At 66.9% G+C, this 18,149-nt stretch carries 17 protein-coding genes; 13 read left to right on the plus strand and 4 right to left on the minus strand.

The window, feature by feature from the left end:
• Positions 1–245 precede the first annotated feature (245 nt).
• From AC6H42_RS12700 to AC6H42_RS12735, 8 genes are all read left to right on the plus strand, one after another.
• Positions 246–653, plus strand: a complete 408-nt coding sequence (locus AC6H42_RS12700) for a hypothetical protein (protein WP_057158919.1) — start codon at positions 246–248, stop codon at positions 651–653.
• Between the two features lie 98 nt (positions 654–751).
• Positions 752–4,201: an EAL domain-containing protein gene (locus AC6H42_RS12705; protein WP_497548198.1), complete on the plus strand. Its 3,450-nt coding sequence runs from the start codon at positions 752–754 to the stop codon at positions 4,199–4,201.
• 40 nt (positions 4,202–4,241) lie between these two features.
• Complete coding sequence (locus tag AC6H42_RS12710) at positions 4,242–5,501, plus strand: helix-turn-helix domain-containing protein (RefSeq protein WP_497548199.1); 1,260 nt, start codon at positions 4,242–4,244, stop codon at positions 5,499–5,501.
• A 46-nt stretch (positions 5,502–5,547) separates the two neighbouring features.
• Positions 5,548–6,201, plus strand: a complete 654-nt coding sequence (locus tag AC6H42_RS12715; RefSeq protein ID WP_057158922.1) for a Vgb family protein — start codon at positions 5,548–5,550, stop codon at positions 6,199–6,201.
• Positions 6,202–6,219: 18 nt separating this feature from the next.
• Complete coding sequence (locus AC6H42_RS12720; RefSeq protein ID WP_497548200.1) at positions 6,220–6,990, plus strand: DUF899 domain-containing protein; 771 nt, start codon at positions 6,220–6,222, stop codon at positions 6,988–6,990.
• A gap of 31 nt (positions 6,991–7,021) precedes the next feature.
• Positions 7,022–7,810, plus strand: a complete 789-nt coding sequence (locus AC6H42_RS12725) for a hypothetical protein (RefSeq protein ID WP_497548201.1) — start codon at positions 7,022–7,024, stop codon at positions 7,808–7,810.
• A complete protein-coding gene (locus tag AC6H42_RS12730; RefSeq protein ID WP_307188311.1) occupies positions 7,740–8,957 on the plus strand; it encodes an MFS transporter in 1,218 nt (405 codons plus the stop codon). Before AC6H42_RS12725 ends, AC6H42_RS12730 begins: the two co-directional genes overlap by 71 nt.
• Before the next feature lie 3 nt (positions 8,958–8,960).
• Positions 8,961–10,622, plus strand: coding sequence for a glycoside hydrolase family 43 protein (locus tag AC6H42_RS12735; RefSeq protein ID WP_057158926.1), 1,662 nt, complete (start codon positions 8,961–8,963; stop codon positions 10,620–10,622).
• Here the strand turns inward: AC6H42_RS12735 and AC6H42_RS12740 are convergent.
• Positions 10,585–11,463, minus strand: a complete 879-nt coding sequence (locus AC6H42_RS12740; RefSeq protein ID WP_497548202.1) for a LysR family transcriptional regulator — start codon at positions 11,461–11,463, stop codon at positions 10,585–10,587. The genes AC6H42_RS12735 and AC6H42_RS12740 overlap by 38 nt on opposite strands.
• Positions 11,464–11,579: 116 nt before the next feature.
• Between AC6H42_RS12740 and AC6H42_RS12745 the strand changes: the two genes are divergently transcribed.
• The 5 genes from AC6H42_RS12745 to AC6H42_RS12765 all read left to right on the plus strand — a co-directional run bounded on the left by AC6H42_RS12745 (position 11,580) and on the right by AC6H42_RS12765 (position 14,679).
• Positions 11,580–12,650, plus strand: a complete 1,071-nt coding sequence (locus AC6H42_RS12745) for an alkene reductase (RefSeq protein WP_057158927.1) — start codon at positions 11,580–11,582, stop codon at positions 12,648–12,650.
• 102 nt (positions 12,651–12,752) lie between these two features.
• Complete coding sequence (xth, locus tag AC6H42_RS12750; protein ID WP_497548203.1) at positions 12,753–13,526, plus strand: exodeoxyribonuclease III; 774 nt, start codon at positions 12,753–12,755, stop codon at positions 13,524–13,526.
• Between the two features lie 80 nt (positions 13,527–13,606).
• On the plus strand, positions 13,607–13,897 hold the full coding sequence (locus AC6H42_RS12755; RefSeq protein WP_057158929.1) for a hypothetical protein: 291 nt from the start codon (positions 13,607–13,609) through the stop codon (positions 13,895–13,897).
• Positions 13,898–13,992: 95 nt separating this feature from the next.
• On the plus strand, positions 13,993–14,292 hold the full coding sequence (locus tag AC6H42_RS12760) for an antibiotic biosynthesis monooxygenase family protein (protein WP_057158930.1): 300 nt from the start codon (positions 13,993–13,995) through the stop codon (positions 14,290–14,292).
• An 84-nt stretch (positions 14,293–14,376) separates the two neighbouring features.
• Positions 14,377–14,679 (plus strand): hypothetical protein, encoded by a 303-nt coding sequence (locus tag AC6H42_RS12765; protein WP_057158931.1) that lies wholly within the window; start codon positions 14,377–14,379, stop codon positions 14,677–14,679.
• 144 nt (positions 14,680–14,823) lie between these two features.
• Here AC6H42_RS12765 and AC6H42_RS12770 read toward each other — a convergent pair whose 3' ends face one another.
• The 3 genes from AC6H42_RS12770 to AC6H42_RS12780 form a co-directional block, all read right to left on the minus strand.
• On the minus strand, positions 14,824–15,753 hold the full coding sequence (locus AC6H42_RS12770) for a hypothetical protein (protein ID WP_497548204.1): 930 nt from the start codon (positions 15,751–15,753) through the stop codon (positions 14,824–14,826).
• 153 nt (positions 15,754–15,906) lie between these two features.
• Positions 15,907–17,094, minus strand: a complete 1,188-nt coding sequence (gene pncB, locus AC6H42_RS12775; RefSeq protein WP_057158932.1) for a nicotinate phosphoribosyltransferase — start codon at positions 17,092–17,094, stop codon at positions 15,907–15,909.
• Between the two features lie 20 nt (positions 17,095–17,114).
• Positions 17,115–17,996, minus strand: coding sequence for a cysteine hydrolase family protein (locus AC6H42_RS12780; protein WP_057158933.1), 882 nt, complete (start codon positions 17,994–17,996; stop codon positions 17,115–17,117).
• Positions 17,997–18,149: the final 153 nt, after the last annotated feature.

Here is an 18,149-nt window from a genome sequence, read left to right on the forward strand (position 1 = left end):
CGCCGCCGCAAAAGCGGGTTGCGCTTGCAAGCGCAACCCTCTCCGATTCGCCCATTCCGAAAATCGCCTTTGGCGATTTTCCGCGTGCGGCGTCTATCAACCTGATCATCTCACTTCCACGCATCTCCGCCCCTCGTCCCAATCCGCAGCGCAGCCTGTGACAATGTGTGCATTTTTCGCTCTAGCAACATGCTACCCTTTAAGCAAGGTCACTCGGCAATCCGCCCAACCAGCCTGGACGAGACATGGAAGCAAGCGACGCGGTGCTGCGCGACATCATCGACCGCTTCGTACAGCCGGAACATGCGGAGCGCTTTCTCTACCTGCTGGAGAAGCCCAAACGCCGTTCACAGCTCTATGAAGAATTGCTGCATGACGCCAGCAGCTTGCGCCGCGACAAGCGGCAAGCGCTGGAGCCGCCGCAGTCCGATCCGGACCAGCTGCTGGCGCTACTGCGCAAAAAGGGTGCCGGGCAGACCTGTTTCATATTCAGCCGCCGGCATGCGCTCGACGGCCAGCAGGTGGATTTCCGCACTGCCCTGGCTTCTGTTGCAGGACAGATGAGCGAAGCCATCCTGTACTGCCCGAAAGCGCACGTCGCTTTCGTCGAGGAACACGATGGCCGGCAGTTCATCCTTTCGGCCAAGTTGTAATTGAGCAACAATCACGCTGCAAGCTGATTATTGGTATATATTTAATGTCGCATATTGGTATCCATCCGCCGGATCAGACGCTGCATTAATCGATCGCCATGCCCAACTACCTGACCCTGATCACAGCCGTGCCGTCCAGCAGCCTGCTGTACGAGGGGCGTTACGACACCTTGCTGGTGCTGCTATCGGTGGTGGTGGCAATCTTCGCCTCATATGCCGCGCTGCTGGTGTCGCAGCATGCGTCCGGCATCGCCAGCGGCGCGCGGCGGCGCAGCTGGCTGCTGGTGGGCGGGCTGTGCCTGGGCCTGGGCATCTGGGCCATGCACTTCGTCGGCATGCTGGCCTTCACGCTGCCCTGCACCAGCAGCTACGATTACCGCATCACCCTGCTCTCCACGCTGCCCGGCATCCTGGCCAGCACCATGGCCCTGAGCCAGATCAGCCACCGCGACATCACCGGCCGCGAACTGGCCGTCGGCGGCCTGCTGCTGGGCGCCGGCATAGGCGCCATGCATTACTCCGGCATGGCGGCCATGCGCCTGGACGGCTTTATCCAGTATGACCTGAAACTGTTCCTGCTTTCCATCGTAGTGGCCGTGGCGCTGGCTACGCTGGCGCTGTGGACCAAGTTCCGCCTGATGACGCTGCGCGCCGGCTGGCGCCAGCACGCCACGCTGATCGGCGCGTGCGTGATGGGCCTGGCTGTGGCCGGCATGCACTACACGGCCATGGCCGCCGCCTATTTCATCCGCGCCGGCGAAAATCCCGCCGCCGAGTCCGAAATCGGCGCCACCTTCCTGGCCACCATCGTGCTGTTCGCCACCAGCCTGATCATTGTGATCACCATCGTGGCCACTTACATCGGCAAGCACAAGCTGTTCTCCTTCGAGCGATCCTACAAGCTGGCCGGCCTGGTGATGGCAGGCTGGATCATGGTCGCGTGGCTGAGCGCGAACTATTTTCACGAGCGCATGGTGCGCGAGCTGGACCGGCACGAATCGGCACAGGCCCGGCAACAGGCGCGCGACGCGGCGGACAACATCTCGGCCCATTTGCAGCGGCTGAAAGGCATTCCTGCGATGCTCAGCCGCAATGAAGCGGTGCGCAGCGCCCTGCGCCAACCAGGACCCGTGCCGCCCGCGCTGAACCGGGAACTGAAGCTGACGGCGCAAGACCTGGATGCCGACGCCCTGTGGATCATGGACGCGAACGGCCTCTGCATCGCTTCCAGCAACGCCGATACACCCGCCACCTTTGTCGGCACCAATTACGCCGACCGCACTTATTTCAAGCAAGCCAAAGCAGGCGGCAACGGCCGCCAGTACGCCATCGGCCGCACCAGCAATGTCGCCGGCCTGTACTACTCCACGCCCGTCTTCGACGGCGCGACGTTCACCGGCGCGGTGGCGGTGAAGCGCAACGTCTCGCGGCTGGCGGCGTGGACCGGGCCGGTGCGCGCCTTCCTCTCCGACGCCAACGGCGTCATCGTGCAGGCGGCCGATGCGCGCCTTGAATTCCGCGCCCTGCCGCAGGCGGCGGTCAATGCGATGACGCCGCAGCAGCGCCTGTCGCAGTACCGGCGCGGACACTTCGATGTGCTGCAGGTGAGCTCCTGGGGCGAGGCCTATTTCCCGGCGGCGGTTCGCATCGGCGCCGACCAGGCGCCGGTGCTGATCACCTCCGCGCCACTGGCCAGTGACGACATGGCCCTGCACGTGGCGCGCCCGCTGCCGGAACTGGCCCGCCTGAGCACGGAGCGCCTGTGGCTGTTCGCGCTGATCGCGCTGGCCGGCAGCATGCTGATCGTCGCCGCTTCGGCCGTCGTGCTGTACCTGCGCGCCTCGCACAAGGTGGAAGCCGACCTGCGCGTGGCCGCCACCGCGTTCGAGGCCCAGGAAGGCATGGTGATTACCGATGCCAACGGCACCATCCTGCGCATCAACCGCGCCTTCACCGACATCACCGGCTACACGGATGCGGACGCGGTCGACCGCAAGCTGGACCTGGCCGACGCCAGCCGCCACGACGCCCAGTTTTGCGCCGGAATCTGGCAAGCCGTGCGCAGCGAAGGCGCATGGCAGGGCGAGATCTGGAACCGGCGCAAGTCCGGCGAATCGTTCCCGGAATGGCTGACCATCACGGCCGTGCGCGATGCCGCCGGCCACGCCACGCACTACGTGTGCACCTTGACCGACATCACCCGCCGCAAGGCCGACGAAGAGGAAATCCGCAACCTGGCACTGTACGACTGCCTGACCACGCTGCCCAACCGGCGCTGCCTGATGGAGCGGCTGGAACACGCCATCCGCGGCAGCGAGCGCAGCGGGCAATACGGCGCCCTGCTCTTCATCGACCTGGATAATTTCAAGGACCTGAACGATACCTTGGGCCACAACATGGGCGACCTGCTGCTGCAGCAAACAGCGCAGCGCTTTGTGTCCAGCGTGCGCTCGAGCGACACCGTGGCGCGCCTGGGCGGCGACGAGTTCATCGTGATGCTGGAAGACCTGGGCACCTGCCAAAAAGAGGCCGTGGCGCACGCGCGCGAAACCGGCGAGAAAATCCTGCGCCGCCTGAACGACGCCTACGCCCTGGGCGACCACGACTTCACCTGCAGCGCCAGCATTGGCGTGACCGTGTTCCAGGGCCACGACCAGAGCGTGGCCATCCTGCTGAAACAGACCGACCTGGCGATGTACCAGGCCAAGGCTGCGGGCCGCAACGCGATGCGCTTCTTTGAACCCAGCATGCAGGAAGTGGTGACGGTACGCGCCACGCTGGACGCCGACTTGCGCCTCGGCTTGCAGCATGGCCAGTTCCGGCTGTACTACCAGCCGCAGGTCGATGCGGCGGAACGCGTCACCGGCGCGGAAGTACTGCTGCGCTGGCTGCACCCGCAGCGCGGCCTGGTGCATCCGCTGGACTTTATCGCGGCGGCCGAGGAATCGGGCCTGATATTGCCGCTGGGGCGCTGGGTGATGGAAACGGCGTGCGCCCAGCTGGCGGCATGGGCGGGACAGCCGGAGATGGCCCATCTGGCGATAGCGGTAAACGTGAGCCCGCTGCAGTTCCGGCAGCCCGATTTCGTCGAGCAGGTCAACGAGGTGCTGATTACCAGCGGCGCCAATCCGCGCCGCCTGAAACTGGAGCTGACGGAAACCATGCTGCTCGACGACGTGGAACAGGCAATCTGCAAGATGGCCGCCCTGAAGGTGCGCGGCGTGAACTTTGCGCTGGACGATTTCGGCACCGGCTACTCCTCGCTGTCCTACCTGCAGCGCTTGCCCATCAGCCAGCTGAAGATCGACCGCAGCTTCGTGCGCGACGTGTTGAACAGCCCCAGCGACGCCGCCATCACCAAGACCATCATCAGCCTGGCCCACACCATGGGGCTGGCAGCGGTCGCCGAAGGGGTGGAAACGCCGGAGCAGTTCGCCTTGCTGGCGGAGCTGGGCTGCGACGGCTACCAGGGCTACTGGTTCGGCCGTCCCATGCCGGTGCAGGCCTTCGAATCCGTTTTGCAAGGCCAGCAGGCCCTGTCGGCGTGACGCCCGGCGCCCCCGGCGCCACCCGGTGTATGCTAGCGGCATGGACTCCCTGATCGCCGCCTCCGCGCGTGCCCTCGCTGCCGGAGACGCTCTCGGCGCCCTGAAACGCGTCGCCCTGCGCGGCGATCCGCCCGCGCTGGCTTTGCGCGGCATCGCCATGGCGCAACTGGGCGAGCATGCGCGGGCACGCGAACTGCTCAGGCTGGCCGCACGCGGCTTCGGCGCGCACGAGGAACTGTCGCGCGCCCGCTGCGTGGTGGCCGAGGCCGAAGTGGCGCTTGCCATGCGCGATTTCAGCGCCGCGCCGCGCGCGCTGAGTGCAGCCATTGCCACGCTTGAGGCGCATGCCGACCATGCCAACGCGCTGCAGGCGCGCCTGGTGTCCACGCGCAAGCTCCTCCTGCTGGGCCGTCTCGACGAGGCCGCCGCCGCGCTGGCGCTCATCGACACGCAAGGCTTGCCGCCGGCATTGGCGGCCGTGGCCGCACTGGCGGCGGCGGAACTGGCGCTGCGCTCACTGAGCATGGAAGCGGCCCGCAACGCGCTTGCCCATGCGCACCATGCGGCCGAACGCGCCCGCGTGCCCGCGTTGCTGGCCGAAGTGGCCGAAGCGCACACCGCGCTGGCACGCCCTGCCGCGCGCCGCATCTCGGCCGGCAAGGAGCAGTTGCTGCGCCTGGACGATGTGGCCGCCCTGCTGGGCTCCGGCGCCCTGGTGGTGGACGCCTGCCGCCGCGCCATCGGCACCGGCACCGGCGCAGACGCCGGCTCAGACGCAGACGCAGGCCCGGCCGCATGGCAATCCCTGGCGCGCCGTCCCATCCTGTTCTCGTTGGCGCGCACACTCGCCGAGGCATGGCCTGGCGGCGCCGACCGCGAGTCCCTGATTGCCAGCGCCTTCAATATGCAAGCCCCGGACGAAACCCACCGGGCCCGCTTGCGCGTTGAAATCGGCCGCCTGCGCGCGCTGGCCGCCGGCTTCGCCCGCATCGAAGCCACGCCGCGCGGCTTCGTGCTCAAGCCGCACGGCGAACGCCCGGTGGCCGTGCTGACGCCCCCCATCGACGGCGACCAGGCCTCGCTGCTTGCCCTGCTGTCCGACGGCGCAGCCTGGTCCACCTCTGCCCTGGCGCTGGCCCTGGGCGCCAGCCAGCGCACCGTGCAGCGCGCGCTGGCCGATCTGGAAGCCGAAGGACGCGCGCGCTCCATCGGCAAGGCGCGCACCTGCCGCTGGCTCGCGCCCCCGCTGGCCGGATACACGACAATCTTGTTACTCCCTGCCGCGCTGGCGATGGCATAAAGTTCTCTTGCGGCGCCGATCCGTGGCGCGACACCAGGAGACAGCAATGACCAGCAAGAACCAAAGCAGTCCGCGCACGGCGGAAATCGTGCGCGAGTATGGGCCCTTCGACGGCGCCAGCAGCATCGCCGGCGTCACCCATGACGGCCAGCGCGTGTGGGCCGCCACCGGCGCCAAACTGATCGCCTTCGATCCGGCCAGCGGCGACACCACGCGCACGCTGGACCGTGCCTGCGACGCCGGCACCGCCTTCGACGGCACCTATCTGTACCAGATTGCCGAGGACCGCATCGACAAGATCGACCCCGCCACCGGCAACGTCCTGTCCTCCATCCCCGCGCCCGGCCAGGGCGGCGACTCGGGCCTGACCTGGGCCGAAGGCAGCCTGTGGGTGGGCCAGTACCGCGACCGCAAGATCCACCAGATCGATCCCGCCACCGGCGCCGTCATCCGCAGCATCAGCTCCAACCGCTTCGTCACCGGCGTGACCTGGGTGGACGGCGAACTGTGGCACGCCACCTGGGAGGGCGACGACAGCGAGATCCGCCGCGTCGACCCGAACAGTGGCGATGTGCTGGAGCGGCTGGCAATGCCGGCCGGCACGAACATCAGCGGCCTGGAATCGGACGGCGCGGACCTGTTCTACGCGGGCGGCGGCGGCAGCGGCAAAGTGCGCGCCGTGCGGCGCCCGAAAAACTAAGCCATCAAGGAGCAAATCATGAACGATACCCATACCCATCCCGTGGTCAGCAGCGAGCAGTGGACCAGCGAACGCAAGGCCTTGCTGGAGCGCGAGAAGGAACTGATGCGCCTGCACGATGCAGTCGCCCGCGAACGGCGCGCGCTGCCGTGGGTGCGCATCGACAAGCATTACGTGTTCGATACACCCCAGGGCAAGCGCGCGCTGGCCGATCTGTTCGAAGGCCGCCGCCAGCTGATGGTGCAGCACTTCATGTTCACACCCGGCAAGGAGCAAGGCTGCCGCAGCTGCTCCTACATGGCGGACCACACGGACGGCGCGCTGCCGCACCTGGCCCAGCGGGATCTGGCTTTCGTGGCCGTATCGCGCGCGCCGGTAGAGGACATCGAACGTTTCCGCCGGCGCATGGGCTGGCAGTTCAACTGGGTGTCATCCGGCAGCGGCGATTTCAACTACGACTTCGATGTCAGTTTCACGCCGGAGCAGACGGCCAAGGGCAACGTCTACTATAACTTCACCATGCAGCCCTTCCCGCTGCCGGATGCTCCGGGCATCAGCGTGTTCTACAAGGACGGCGACGGACACATTTACCGCACCTACTCCACCTACGGACGCGGCGTGGAGGTGATGATGCACACCTATGCCTTGCTGGACCTGACGCCCAAGGGCCGGCAGGAGGAAGGCCAGGCCGACACCATGTCCTGGGTGCGCCACCACGACCTGTACGATCCGGCGCCGGCGCACGCCCCCGCAGCGGCATCCGCAGCCTGCTGCCACGCCGCAGCCTGAAGCACGGACCACGCGGACACGCGGAGGTGGCATGGATAGCATATGGCCATGGCTGGCGGTGGCGGGAAGTGGCGCGCTGCACGGGCTGAACCCTGCCACTGGCTGGATCTTCGCCGCCTTACATGGCCGACGCTACGGCGGCCGCATGCCGGCCCTGCGTGCACTGCTGCCGATTGCCGCCGGCCACACCGCGTCTGTGGTGCTGGTGGCCGCTGCGGCCATGCTGGGCATGGCGATGGAGCGCGCCGCGCTCCAGCTGCTGGCCGGTGCGCTATTCCTGCTCGCGGTGCTGACGCTGCTGGGCGCGCCGGCGGCGCTGGGGCGCCGCGTCAAGGCCGCGCGCCTGCCGGGCAGCACATGCACGCCGGGCAGCCCGCCGGCCCGCCATGCCGCGCTGGCGCTGTGGTCCTGCATGGTGTCCACCATCCACGGCGCAGGCCTGATGCTGGTGCCGGCCCTGATTCCGTTCTGCCTCAGCGACGGCCCGGCGCGCCAGATCACCGCCACCGGCTCGCTGGGGCTGGCGCTGGCCGCAGTCTGCGTGCACACCGCTGCGATGCTCGCCGCCGCCGGCCTGATGGCGTCGCTGGCGCTTCTGGCCCCCTTCTCGCCGCAAAAGATAGCGCAATCATTACTCGGCAAGCCGTTTCGAAATTATGGTATCGTGCGTATCCCGTCACATTTATGGTTGCGCAAACATGACTATCTCCAAGATCAAAGGACTGCGCTGGTGGATGATAGGCTTGATCATGCTGGGCGCGGTCATCAACTACCTGACACGCAGCACGCTGGCCGTGTCGGCGCCGACGCTGCTCACTGAACTGAACATCACCACCCAGGAATACTCGTACATCACGGCGGCGTTCCAGGGGGCCATCATGCTGCAGCCGCTGTGCGGCTACGTGCTGGACGTGATCGGCCTGAAATGGGGCTTCGCCATGTTTGCGGCGGCATGGTCGGTCATCTGCATGGCGCACGGCATGGCCACCAGCTGGCAGGCGCTGGCCTGGCTGCGCGGCCTGCTGGGCCTGGCCGAGGGATCGGCCAATCCGGCCGGCATGAAGGCCGTGTCCGAATGGTTCCCGGCCAAGGAGCGCGGGCTGGCGGGCGGCTTCTTCAATATCGGCGCCTCGGTCGGCTCCATGCTGGCGCCGCCGCTGGTGGTGTGGGCCATTTTGCACTACAACTGGCAGTCCGCCTTCGTGATCACCGGCGCGCTGGGCCTGGTGTGGGTGGCGGCCTGGCTGCTGCTGTACGACGCGCCGGCGCGCCACCGCCGCCTGTCCGCCGCCGAGGCCAAGCACATTGCGGACGGACAGGAACAGCATCTGCAGGGCGACGGCAAGCGCCCGTCCATCACCAGCATCCTCAGGATGCGCAATTTCTGGGGCATCGCCCTGCCCCGCTTCCTGGCCGATCCCACCTGGGGCACGCTGTCGTTCTGGGTGCCGCTGTACCTGACCACGGTGCGCCATTTCGACCTGATGCAGATCGCCATGTTCGCCTGGCTGCCCTTCCTGGCGGCCGACCTGGGCTGCCTGTTCGGCCCCGTGGTGGTGCTGGCGCTGCAAAAGCGCGGCGTGCGGCTGATTAACGCGCGCCGCAGCGCGTTCACGCTGGGCGCCTGCATGATGATGGGCGTGGCCTTTGTTGGCTTCGTGGACAGCCCGTATGCCGCGATTGCACTGCTGAGCCTGGCCGGCTTTGCGCACCAGACCTTGTCCGTCACCGTCATCACCATGTCGTCCGACCTGTTCCGCCGCAACGAAGTGGCCACGGTGGCCGGCATGTGCGGCAGCTTCGGCAACCTGGGGCTGCTGCTGTTCTCGCTGCTGATCGGCGGCCTGATTTCCACTGTCGGCTACACGCCGTTCTTTGTCAGCCTGGCGGTGCTGGACCTGGTGGCCGCCTTGCTGCTGTGGGTGCTGGTGCGCGAGCCCCTGCAGCCCGTCCTCGTCACCCAATAGACCATGATTCAGAATCCCATCCTCCCCGGCTTTAATCCCGACCCGTCCATCGTGCGCGTGGGCGACGACTACTACATCGCCACCTCCACCTTCGAATGGTACCCGGGCGTGCAGATCCACCATTCTCGCGACCTGGTGCACTGGCGCCTGCTCACCCGTCCGCTCACCCGCGCCAGCCAGCTCAACATGCTGGGCGCGCCGGACTCCTGCGGCGTGTGGGCGCCCTGCCTGACCCATGCGGACGGCCTGTTCTGGCTGATCTACACGGACGTGAAACGCTACGGCCGCACCTCCACCGGCGCGGCCAGCGGCGGCGCCTCGCTGCGCGACTTCCATAACTACCTCGTCACCAGCCCCACCATCGACGGCCCGTGGTCCGACCCGGTGCACCTCAACAGCAGCGGCTTCGATCCCTCGCTGTTCCACGACGACGACGGCCGCAAGTATGTGCTGAACCAGCTGTGGGACCACCGTCCCGGCAGCAACCGCTTCGCCGGCATCGTGATGCAGGAATACTCGGTGCAGGAGGGCCGCCTGATCGGCCGCCGCGAGAACATCTTCCAGGGCACGCCGCACGGGCTGACCGAAGGGCCGCACATCTACAAGCGCAACGGCTACTACTACCTGCTCACCGCCGAAGGCGGCACCGGCTGGAACCACGGCGTGACCATGGCGCGCGCGCGCAAGCTGCAAGGGCCGTACGAGCTGCATCCAGACCAGACCATCCTGAGTGCGCGCCACCGTCCCGACTCTGCGCTCCAGCGCGCGGGCCATGCCGACCTGGTGGAGACGCAGGACGGGCAGACCTATATGGTGTACCTGTGCGGCCGTCCGCTGCGCAACCGCGGCACCTGCACCTTGGGGCGCGAAACCGCCATCCAGCCGATGGCCTGGGGCAGCGACGGCTGGCTGCGCAGCGCGGACGGCCACGGCACGCCCGAGCTGCAAGCCGCCGCGCCCGGCCTGCCGGAGCAGCGCTTCCCCATCGCGCCCGCGCGCGACGAATTCGACGCCCCGGCGCTGCCGCCGGCATTCCAGTGGCTGCGTACGCCGTGGCCCGAAGAGCTGTTCAGCCTGACGGCACGGCCTGGCCACTTGCGCCTGTATGGCCGCGAAAGCCTGGGCAGCCAGTTCCGCCAGGCGCTGGTGGCGCGCCGCCAGCAAGCGCACTGCTACAGCGCCGCCACCGTCGTGGACTTCGAACCCGAGCACTACCAGCAGCAGGCCGGCCTGGTGTGCTACTACGGCGGCGCCAAATTCCATTACCTGTACATCACGCACGACGAGGCCGCCGGCAAGCATCTGCGCGTGATGAGCAGCCTGCCCAACCACGTGCAGAGCGACGCCTTCACCGCGCCGATTGCGCTGCCGCCCGGTGTGCCGGTGCAGCTGCGCGTGGAAGTGGACGAGGAGCGCCTGCTGTTCGGCTACCGGGTGGGCGCAGACGGCGGCGACTGGCAATGGCTGCCGCAGCAGTTCGATGCCAGCATCCTGTCGGACGAAGCGAACGCGCCGGGCCAGCCCAACTTCACCGGCACTTTTGTCGGCATGGCTTGCCAGGACATGGCGGGCAGCGGCCTGCACGCCGACTTCGACTACTTCGAGTACCGCGAACGGCCGTACAGCATCAACCCTGCCGCAGCCGTTCAGTCAGGAACTCGATAAAGCGCTGCGTCTTGGCGGGCAGCAGGCGGGTTGCCGTGACGGCATACACCGCGGTGGATGGCGCCGTCCATTGCGGCAGGATCTGCCGCAGGCGCCCGCTGGCCACTTCCTCGGCCACCAGCTCCTTCGGGAAGATGGCGATACCCTGCCCCAGCGCCGCCATGCGCCGCACCATGCCCAGGCTGTTGAGCCGGAAGCGCCCGCTCACCGGCACCCCGGCGCTATCCTCCCCGCGCTGCAGCGCCCACACGCCCTTCGCCGCGCGGAACACCAGGCATTCGTGGCCCGCCAGTTCGTGCGGCTGCGCCGGCTCGCCGGCCCGCTCCAGGTAAGCCGGCGCCGCGTACAGGTAACCGGGCAGGCGCGCCAGCGGCCGCGCAATCAGCGTCGAATCGGGCTGCTCGCCCATGCGGATGGCCAGGTCGAACGGTTCGCTTACCAGGTCCACGTTGCGCGGCGCCAGGTCCAGCTCGAAGCGCAGGCCGGGATACAGGGCCGCGAACTCCACCAGCAAAGGCGCCAGGAAGGTGATGCCGAAGTCCACCGCCACGGCAGCGCGCAGCACGCCGCTGGGCTGGGCCAGCAGGTCGCCCAGTTGCTCGTGCGCCAGCCGGGCCTCGTCCACGATGCGCTTGCAGCGTTCGAAGTAAGTCTGTCCCGCTTCCGTGAGCTCGATCCGGCGCGTGGTGCGGTGCATGAGCCGCAGCCCGATGGCCTTCTCCAGCGCCGTGATGCGGCGCGACAGCGTGGAGTTGGGAATGCCCGTTACTTCGGAGGCGCGCCGGAAACTGAGCACTTTGGCCACCTCCACAAACAAGGCCATGTCGTTGAGCAGGTCCATCGGCATCGCACGCTTGATTGCGTCAAAAATGAATTAATGAATTCCATTTTCTCATATTTATCCCATCAGTGGAATGACGGATACTCGTCGCACGCAAGCTAACCAAGGAACCCGTCATGACCGCCAAACAATTGCTCACCCCCGTCCGCATCGGCCGCACCGACCTGTCCAACCGCATGATCATGGCGCCGATGACGCGCTCCCGCTCGGACGACGCGGGCGTGCCCGGCGAACTGGTCGCCGCCTACTACGCGCAGCGCGCCAGTGCCGGGCTGATCATCACAGAGGGCGTATTCCCCGCAGCCACGGGCAAGGGCTATGTGCGCACGCCCGGCATCGAGACCGATGCGCAAGTCGAGGCGTGGAAAAAAATCACCGGCGCGGTGCACGCGCGCGGCGGCCGCATCTTCATGCAGCTCATGCATTGCGGCCGCATTTCGCATCCCTTGCTGCTGGACGGCGCGCAGCCGGTGGCGCCATCTGCCATCCGCCCCGCAGGCCAGGCCTGGACCGCGCAGGGCCAGCAAGACATGGTCACGCCGCGCGCGCTGGCGCTGGACGAGATCGCGGACGCGATCGACGGCTACCGCCGCGCCACCCGCCGCGCGCTGGCAGCGGGCTTCGACGGCGTTGAGCTGCACGCCGCGTCCGGCTACTTGCCCGAGCAGTTCCTGTCCTCCGGCACCAATCAGCGCGGCGACGCGTACGGTGGCTCGCTGCCCAACCGCGCGCGCTTCGTGCTGGAGGTGCTGGCCGCCATGGCGGGCGAAGCCGGGGCGGACCGCGTTGGCGTCAAGATCTCGCCCGAGATGAACTTCAACGACATCCGCGACGACGCGCCGCAGGAAACCTACGCCTACCTGGTCGAGCATATCGACAAGCTGGGCCTGGCCTACCTGCACGTGGCGCTGTTCGGCGCCAAGACCGACTACCACGCGCTGCTGCGTCCGCGCTTCAAGGGTGCCTACCTGGTGGGCGGCGGGCTGACCCAGGCAAGCGCCGAGGCCTTGCTGGCCGGCGGCCAAGCCGACGCCGCCGTGTTCGGCAGCAGCTTCCTCGCCAACCCGGACCTGCCCGAACGTTTCCGCCGTGGCGCTCCGCTCAACGAGCCGAACCGGGCCGCGTTCTACGGCGGCGGCGCCGAGGGCTACACGGACTACCCGGCGCTGGCGGCGGACGCGGCCTGAGGCAGCCTGAGGCAGCCTGACGCAGCATAGCGTGGCGAAAGCGTGCGGCAGACCTGGCCGCTTGCGGTCACAATAGGCGCTCCACCTGACTGCGGAGGGGCCATGCGCATCGCCACGTTCAATGTCAACGGCATCACCAGCCGCCTGCCTGCGCTGCTGCAATGGCTGGGCGAAACCAGGCCCGACGTCGCCTGCCTGCAGGAGTTGAAGGCGCCGCAGGAGAAATTTCCCGAAGCGGCGCTCAACGCGGCCGGCTACCTATGCATCTGGCACGGGCAGAAGAGCTGGAACGGGGTGGCGATCCTGGCGCGCGGCAAGGCGCCGCTGGAGGTGGGGCGCGGGCTGGCGGGCGATCCCGACGACGCGCAAAGCCGCTACATCGAAGCGGTGGTGGACGGGGTGGTGGTGGCCTGCCTCTACCTGCCCAACGGCAACCCCGCGCCCGGCCCCAAGTTCGACTACAAGCTGAAGTGGTTCGAGCGCCTGATCCTGCGCGCCGCCGAGCTGCTGGACACCGGCGCGCCGGTGGTGCTGGCGGGCGACTTCAACGTCATGCCCACCGAGCTGGACGTCTACAAGCCGGAGCGCTGGGTGGACGACGCGCTGTTCCGCCCGGAAACGCGGGCGGCCTTTCACCGGCTGCTGGAACAAGGCTGGTGCGACGCGCTGCGCACCATGCACCCGGGCGAGCGCATCTACACCTTCTGGGACTATTTCCGCAACGCCTACGGCCGCGACGCCGGCTTGCGCATCGACCATTTGCTGCTCAGTCCCGCGCTGGCCAGCGTGCTGCAAGCGGCCAATGTGGACCGCGACATGCGCGGCCGGGAGAAGCCCAGCGACCACGCCCCCACCTGGATTGAGCTTGATTTATAGCTGAATCTATTTTGCTGGACATCCCCGGCGCGAGTCCTATACTCCTCATACCCACGCGCAACCGGAATGAGGAGACCATCATGGACGCATACGAACCACGACGCCGCAAATTCGAGCAGCAAACCCACTCGGGCACGACCAGCGCCGGCAGCATGGGCGCCGGCAGCACGGGGGGCAGCAGCCAGTCCGGCATCCGCGACGCCGCAGCGCCCGGCAACAGCCAGTCCGCCGGCCGCACCGACGACTTGCTGTCGGGCGGCTGCACCGAAGACCAGCGCGCCGAAGGCTTCCAGCGCGACTGCAACGCCGACGCCCTGCGGCAAGGCCTGGAGAAACCCGCCCCTTCCGGCAGCGGCGGCAATCGCCAATAGAACACCGCCGGCATCTAGCGGGTATTACGGCGGCTCCGTGCATGGTTCTGTGCTTTCGGGCAAAATGGTTGGATTGCCAACCTGAGGACCTGACCATGATTTACGAAGTCGCCGAAATTCAGATCAAACCCGACACCAACGCCGCGTTCGAAGCGGCCGTCAAGGAAGCCGTGCCGCTGTTCAAGCGCGCCAAGGGCTGCGAGGCGATGCGCCTCGAACGCATCATCGAGCGTCCCGACACCTACCACCTGGTGATCAACTGGACCACGCTGGAGAACCATACCGTCGACTTCCGCGGCAGCGAGGACTTCCAGGCCTGGCGCGCACTGGTGGGCGGCTTCTTCGCCCAGCCGCCCAAGGTCGAGCACAGCGAAACCGTCATCACCGGTTTCTAAGCCCCCTGCCCCGAAGGCGGCGACGCGGCGCGCCGCTTTCGCCCACAATACGCCATCACGCAACGATCCAAGGAGCACGCCGTCATGGCCAATACAATCCACCGCAATTTCATGTCGCAGGACGACGCCGAGGCCGCCCGCGGCGCGCTGCTGGCGGCGGGCTTCCCCGCCAGCGCCCTCAACCTGGCGCCGCACCGTGCGCTCGCGCAAAGCACCACCGTATCGGCAGTCGATAATATCTTCAACTCCCTCACGCCGGACAGCGCGGACAAAACCGACGAGCCGCGCCCGCGCCCGGTCGCGCTGCTGAGCGTGGACGTGCTGGACGACGACCAGCGCGAGCAGGCCGAAGCCATTTTGCGCCGCCACAACGCCATCGACGCCTAGCGAACTGCGACAGGCCTGACGTGGCGTGGGCGTCACGCCGGGCGATTACCGCAGCCGCTTGCAGAAGGCCGCGAACCAGGTGCCGCGTGCGCGCGAAGCCGGCGGCAAGCGGGCGCAGCGGAGGCAGCTCAAGCCGCGGAGGTGCTAGTGCGCCACTCGCCGCTGCCTCGCGGCGCCGTTGTCGCTGGCCACAGCCTGCCGCACCGCCGGATCGACGCAGACATGATCGGTGGGCACCACTTCACGCCAGACAAAGCCCGGTTTGCATGTATCGGGACCGGATGGCCCGCCACTGGGAGAACGCCGGGAAGCCGCCGCCGCGTTGTCGGCCCACGCCTGCGCGCGGGTCTGCGGCGTCACGCAGACGCGGTCGTTGGCAATCGCCTCGCGCCAGACATAGCCCTGCTCGCACGTATCGCGACCATAGTTGACAGGCGCCGGCACCCGCCGTTCGGCCGCAAGGCCATTGTCGGCCGCCGTTTGGGCCCGGGTTTCCGGCGTTACGCATACCAGGTCGCTCGGGGATGCCTCCCGCCAGACGTATCCGCTTTTGCAGGTGGCCGGGCCGTAAGGACCACCGTTGGGTGAACGGCGGTCAGCGGCTTGCCGGTTGTCCCGGGCCGCTTGCGAACGGGTCGACGGCGGAACGCAGACGTAGTCATCCGCCACCGCCTCCCGCCATACATAGCCCTGCCTGCAAGGCGGAGCGCCAAAGGTCAGCGCCGACGACGTGCTGCCGATTCCAATGCACACGCCGCACGCGTACGTGGTGCAACCGCGCCAGAAGCCGGTCTGGTCCGCAGAACCGTTCTCGCATATCTTGACCACGCCGTAGCACTCGGTTTTCGTGGAGGTCACCGGACAGGCTGGATTGGCGTTGCGGCACAAGGCCTTCTTCCCGGTGACGCAATATCCGCCGTCGCCATAGTCGCTTTCACCAACTTTCTGCTCCCCGGGAAGACACGAGCCATCACAGAACGGCGCGGTACCGCGCCAGGTATCCGCGTGGCAAATTGAGGCCAGCGACATCAGCAATGCCGCTGTAAATGGCAAGCAGCTCGATAGGCTCGGCATGATTTCCTCCTGCGTTGTAGACATTCCCCTACTCACGCAGTTAAGAATAATCGGCGCAGCGGCGCCCCGCGCCGAAACAAGACGCTCCTTGCGCCGCATCAAATGTTGAGCAAGGTCCGGTTGACGAGGAGCGACTGGAAGGCAGGCTGGTGCTTACACAGGGTGGTGGAATACCTGCCGCAGGTAAGCCAGGAAGGTCTCGTCCTTGCACATGGTCTTGCCCGGCGAATCGGACAGCTTGGCCACCGACTGGCCATTGCAGCGCACCAGCTTCATGACGATGTTGAGCGGCGTCAGGCCGACGTCGTTGGTGAGATTGGTGCCGATGCCGAAGCCGGTCATGATGCGGCCGGCGAAGTGGCGGTACAGGCTGAAGGCGGTCGGCAGGTCCAGGCCGTCCGAGAACACCAGGCGCTTGGTGTTGGCGTCGATGCGCAGCGCGGCATAATGCGCCAGCGCCTTCTCGCCCCACACCACCGGATCGCCGGAATCGTGCCGCAGGCCGTCGAACAGCTTGGCGAAGTACAGGTCGAAGTCGTCCAGGAACGCATCCATGCCCACCACGTCGGTCAGCGCCACGCCCAGGTCGCCCCGGTACTCCTGCACCCAGTCCTCCAGCGCAGCCTTCTGGAAGTCGCGCAAGCGCACGCCGAAAGCCTGGAAGGACTGCATGTACTCATGCGCCATGGTCCCGATGGGCACCATGCCAAGGCGTTTGGCCAGGTAAACGTTGGAGGTGCCCTTGAAGTACTGCGGCACCTCGGCCGCCAGGCGCAGCACCACTTCGTCGTGCCAGGCCGAGGAGAAACGGCGGCGCAGGCCGAAGTCGGAAAACTCGAAGGGATGGCGCAGGCCGGGCTGCAGGCCGAAGGCCTTCAGCGAGGCGATCTTGTCGACCAGGCGTTCGCGGCCCTCGGCCAGCGCGCCGGCCTGGTCGAAGCGGCGGAAATACAGCTCGTTGACGATGTAGAGCACGAAGATCTCGAAGCCCATCACATGCACCTGCGGGCCGGCGGCCGTGATGGCCAGCGCGTCGCCCTGCACCTCCACGTGGATGAACTTGCGCTGGAAGCGGAACACGGCCAGGAAATCGACAAAGTCGGCCTTCATGTAGCGCAGCGAGCGCAGATAATCCAGCTCGTCGTCGGCGAAGGACATGGCGCACAAGTGGTCCAGCTGCGCGTTCACTTCATCGGCCAGTTCGGCCAGCGGGAACACGGTCGTGTTCCGGCACAGAAACTCGTACTCGGCGTGCGCGCCGGGGTGACCATGCAGCAAAGCCTGCCACATGCTGAATTTATACAGGTCGGTTTCCAGCAGGCTGCGTACCACGGGGATCATCAAGTTATTCTCCAGTCACTTCAACGGCCGGCATTGACCAGCAGCTCTTGCAGCACGTCGCCCGACTGGGCCAGGCGCACGCCGCTCTCCTCCATCTCTTCGAGGAAGTCCTGGTACTGGTCGCAGAAGCCGGCCACGGGGCTCATGCAGTCGGTGATGAGCACCAGGCGGCGGCGGCCGTCCTCGCCGAACCGCGCGGTGAACTGCGCGGCGATATGTTCAGTGGTCGCCTTGACGCAGTGGCTGCCCGCCTCGCCGGCGATGTAGACCAGTTCCGCTTCGGCCAGGCGGTCGATTAGGGTGCGGTTCAATTGCGTATCAGGATCGGCGTCGTCCGGCACTTCGGCCATCACGGCCGAATAGTGCTCGGTCCAGGGATTGGCACCCTTGGCGATCTTGGTGACGGTGCCGAGCGACGCGTCTTCCCAGCGGTTATAGGCCGAGCGCACATCCTCGTGCACATTGTGGCCCCAAGAGCCGATCTCGCAATGTACCGGCCAGATCATCAGGCGATAGCGCTCGGCCTGTTCGAGCGCATCCAGATAGGCCAGCGCGCGCGGCAAGGCGGCCGAATCGCGCGGCAGGAATTTTTTCCCGCGCACGTCGGCGGCGGTGATCTGGGTAAACGGCTCGGGCGCGGCGCCCTCCGCGTTGAGCCAGAAGGTCGGATGCGCGATGTCGTAGCGGTGGTGGGAATCGAGGGTGACGCTGATAGCCGTCAAGCCGTGGCGGCCGCGGTTGATCAAGCCCGCCAGGCGCAGCATATCCTGGTGCGCCCCTGGCACCGGCAGCGCCGGCGCGTGCAAGCCCTTGGTGGCCGGATTCTCCGGCAGATAAGCGGCAGGCAAGTCGCAAAAGTCATTTTGCGGATCGATGACAAGCAGGTGCAATTTGCGTTTCATGGTCAGGCTCCGTGGCGCGATAGCCCCATGATACCTTCAGCCCGGATTTCCTACAAAACACTAGTGCAATCCTTACAAACATTCGCGAATTCCTACAAGCGACCTGTGCCGCATCCTTCCTACTTCGGGGTCAGACCCCGAAGTAGGAAGGAT

It is taken from the genome of Massilia sp. NBRC 108631 (genome assembly GCF_059704565.1).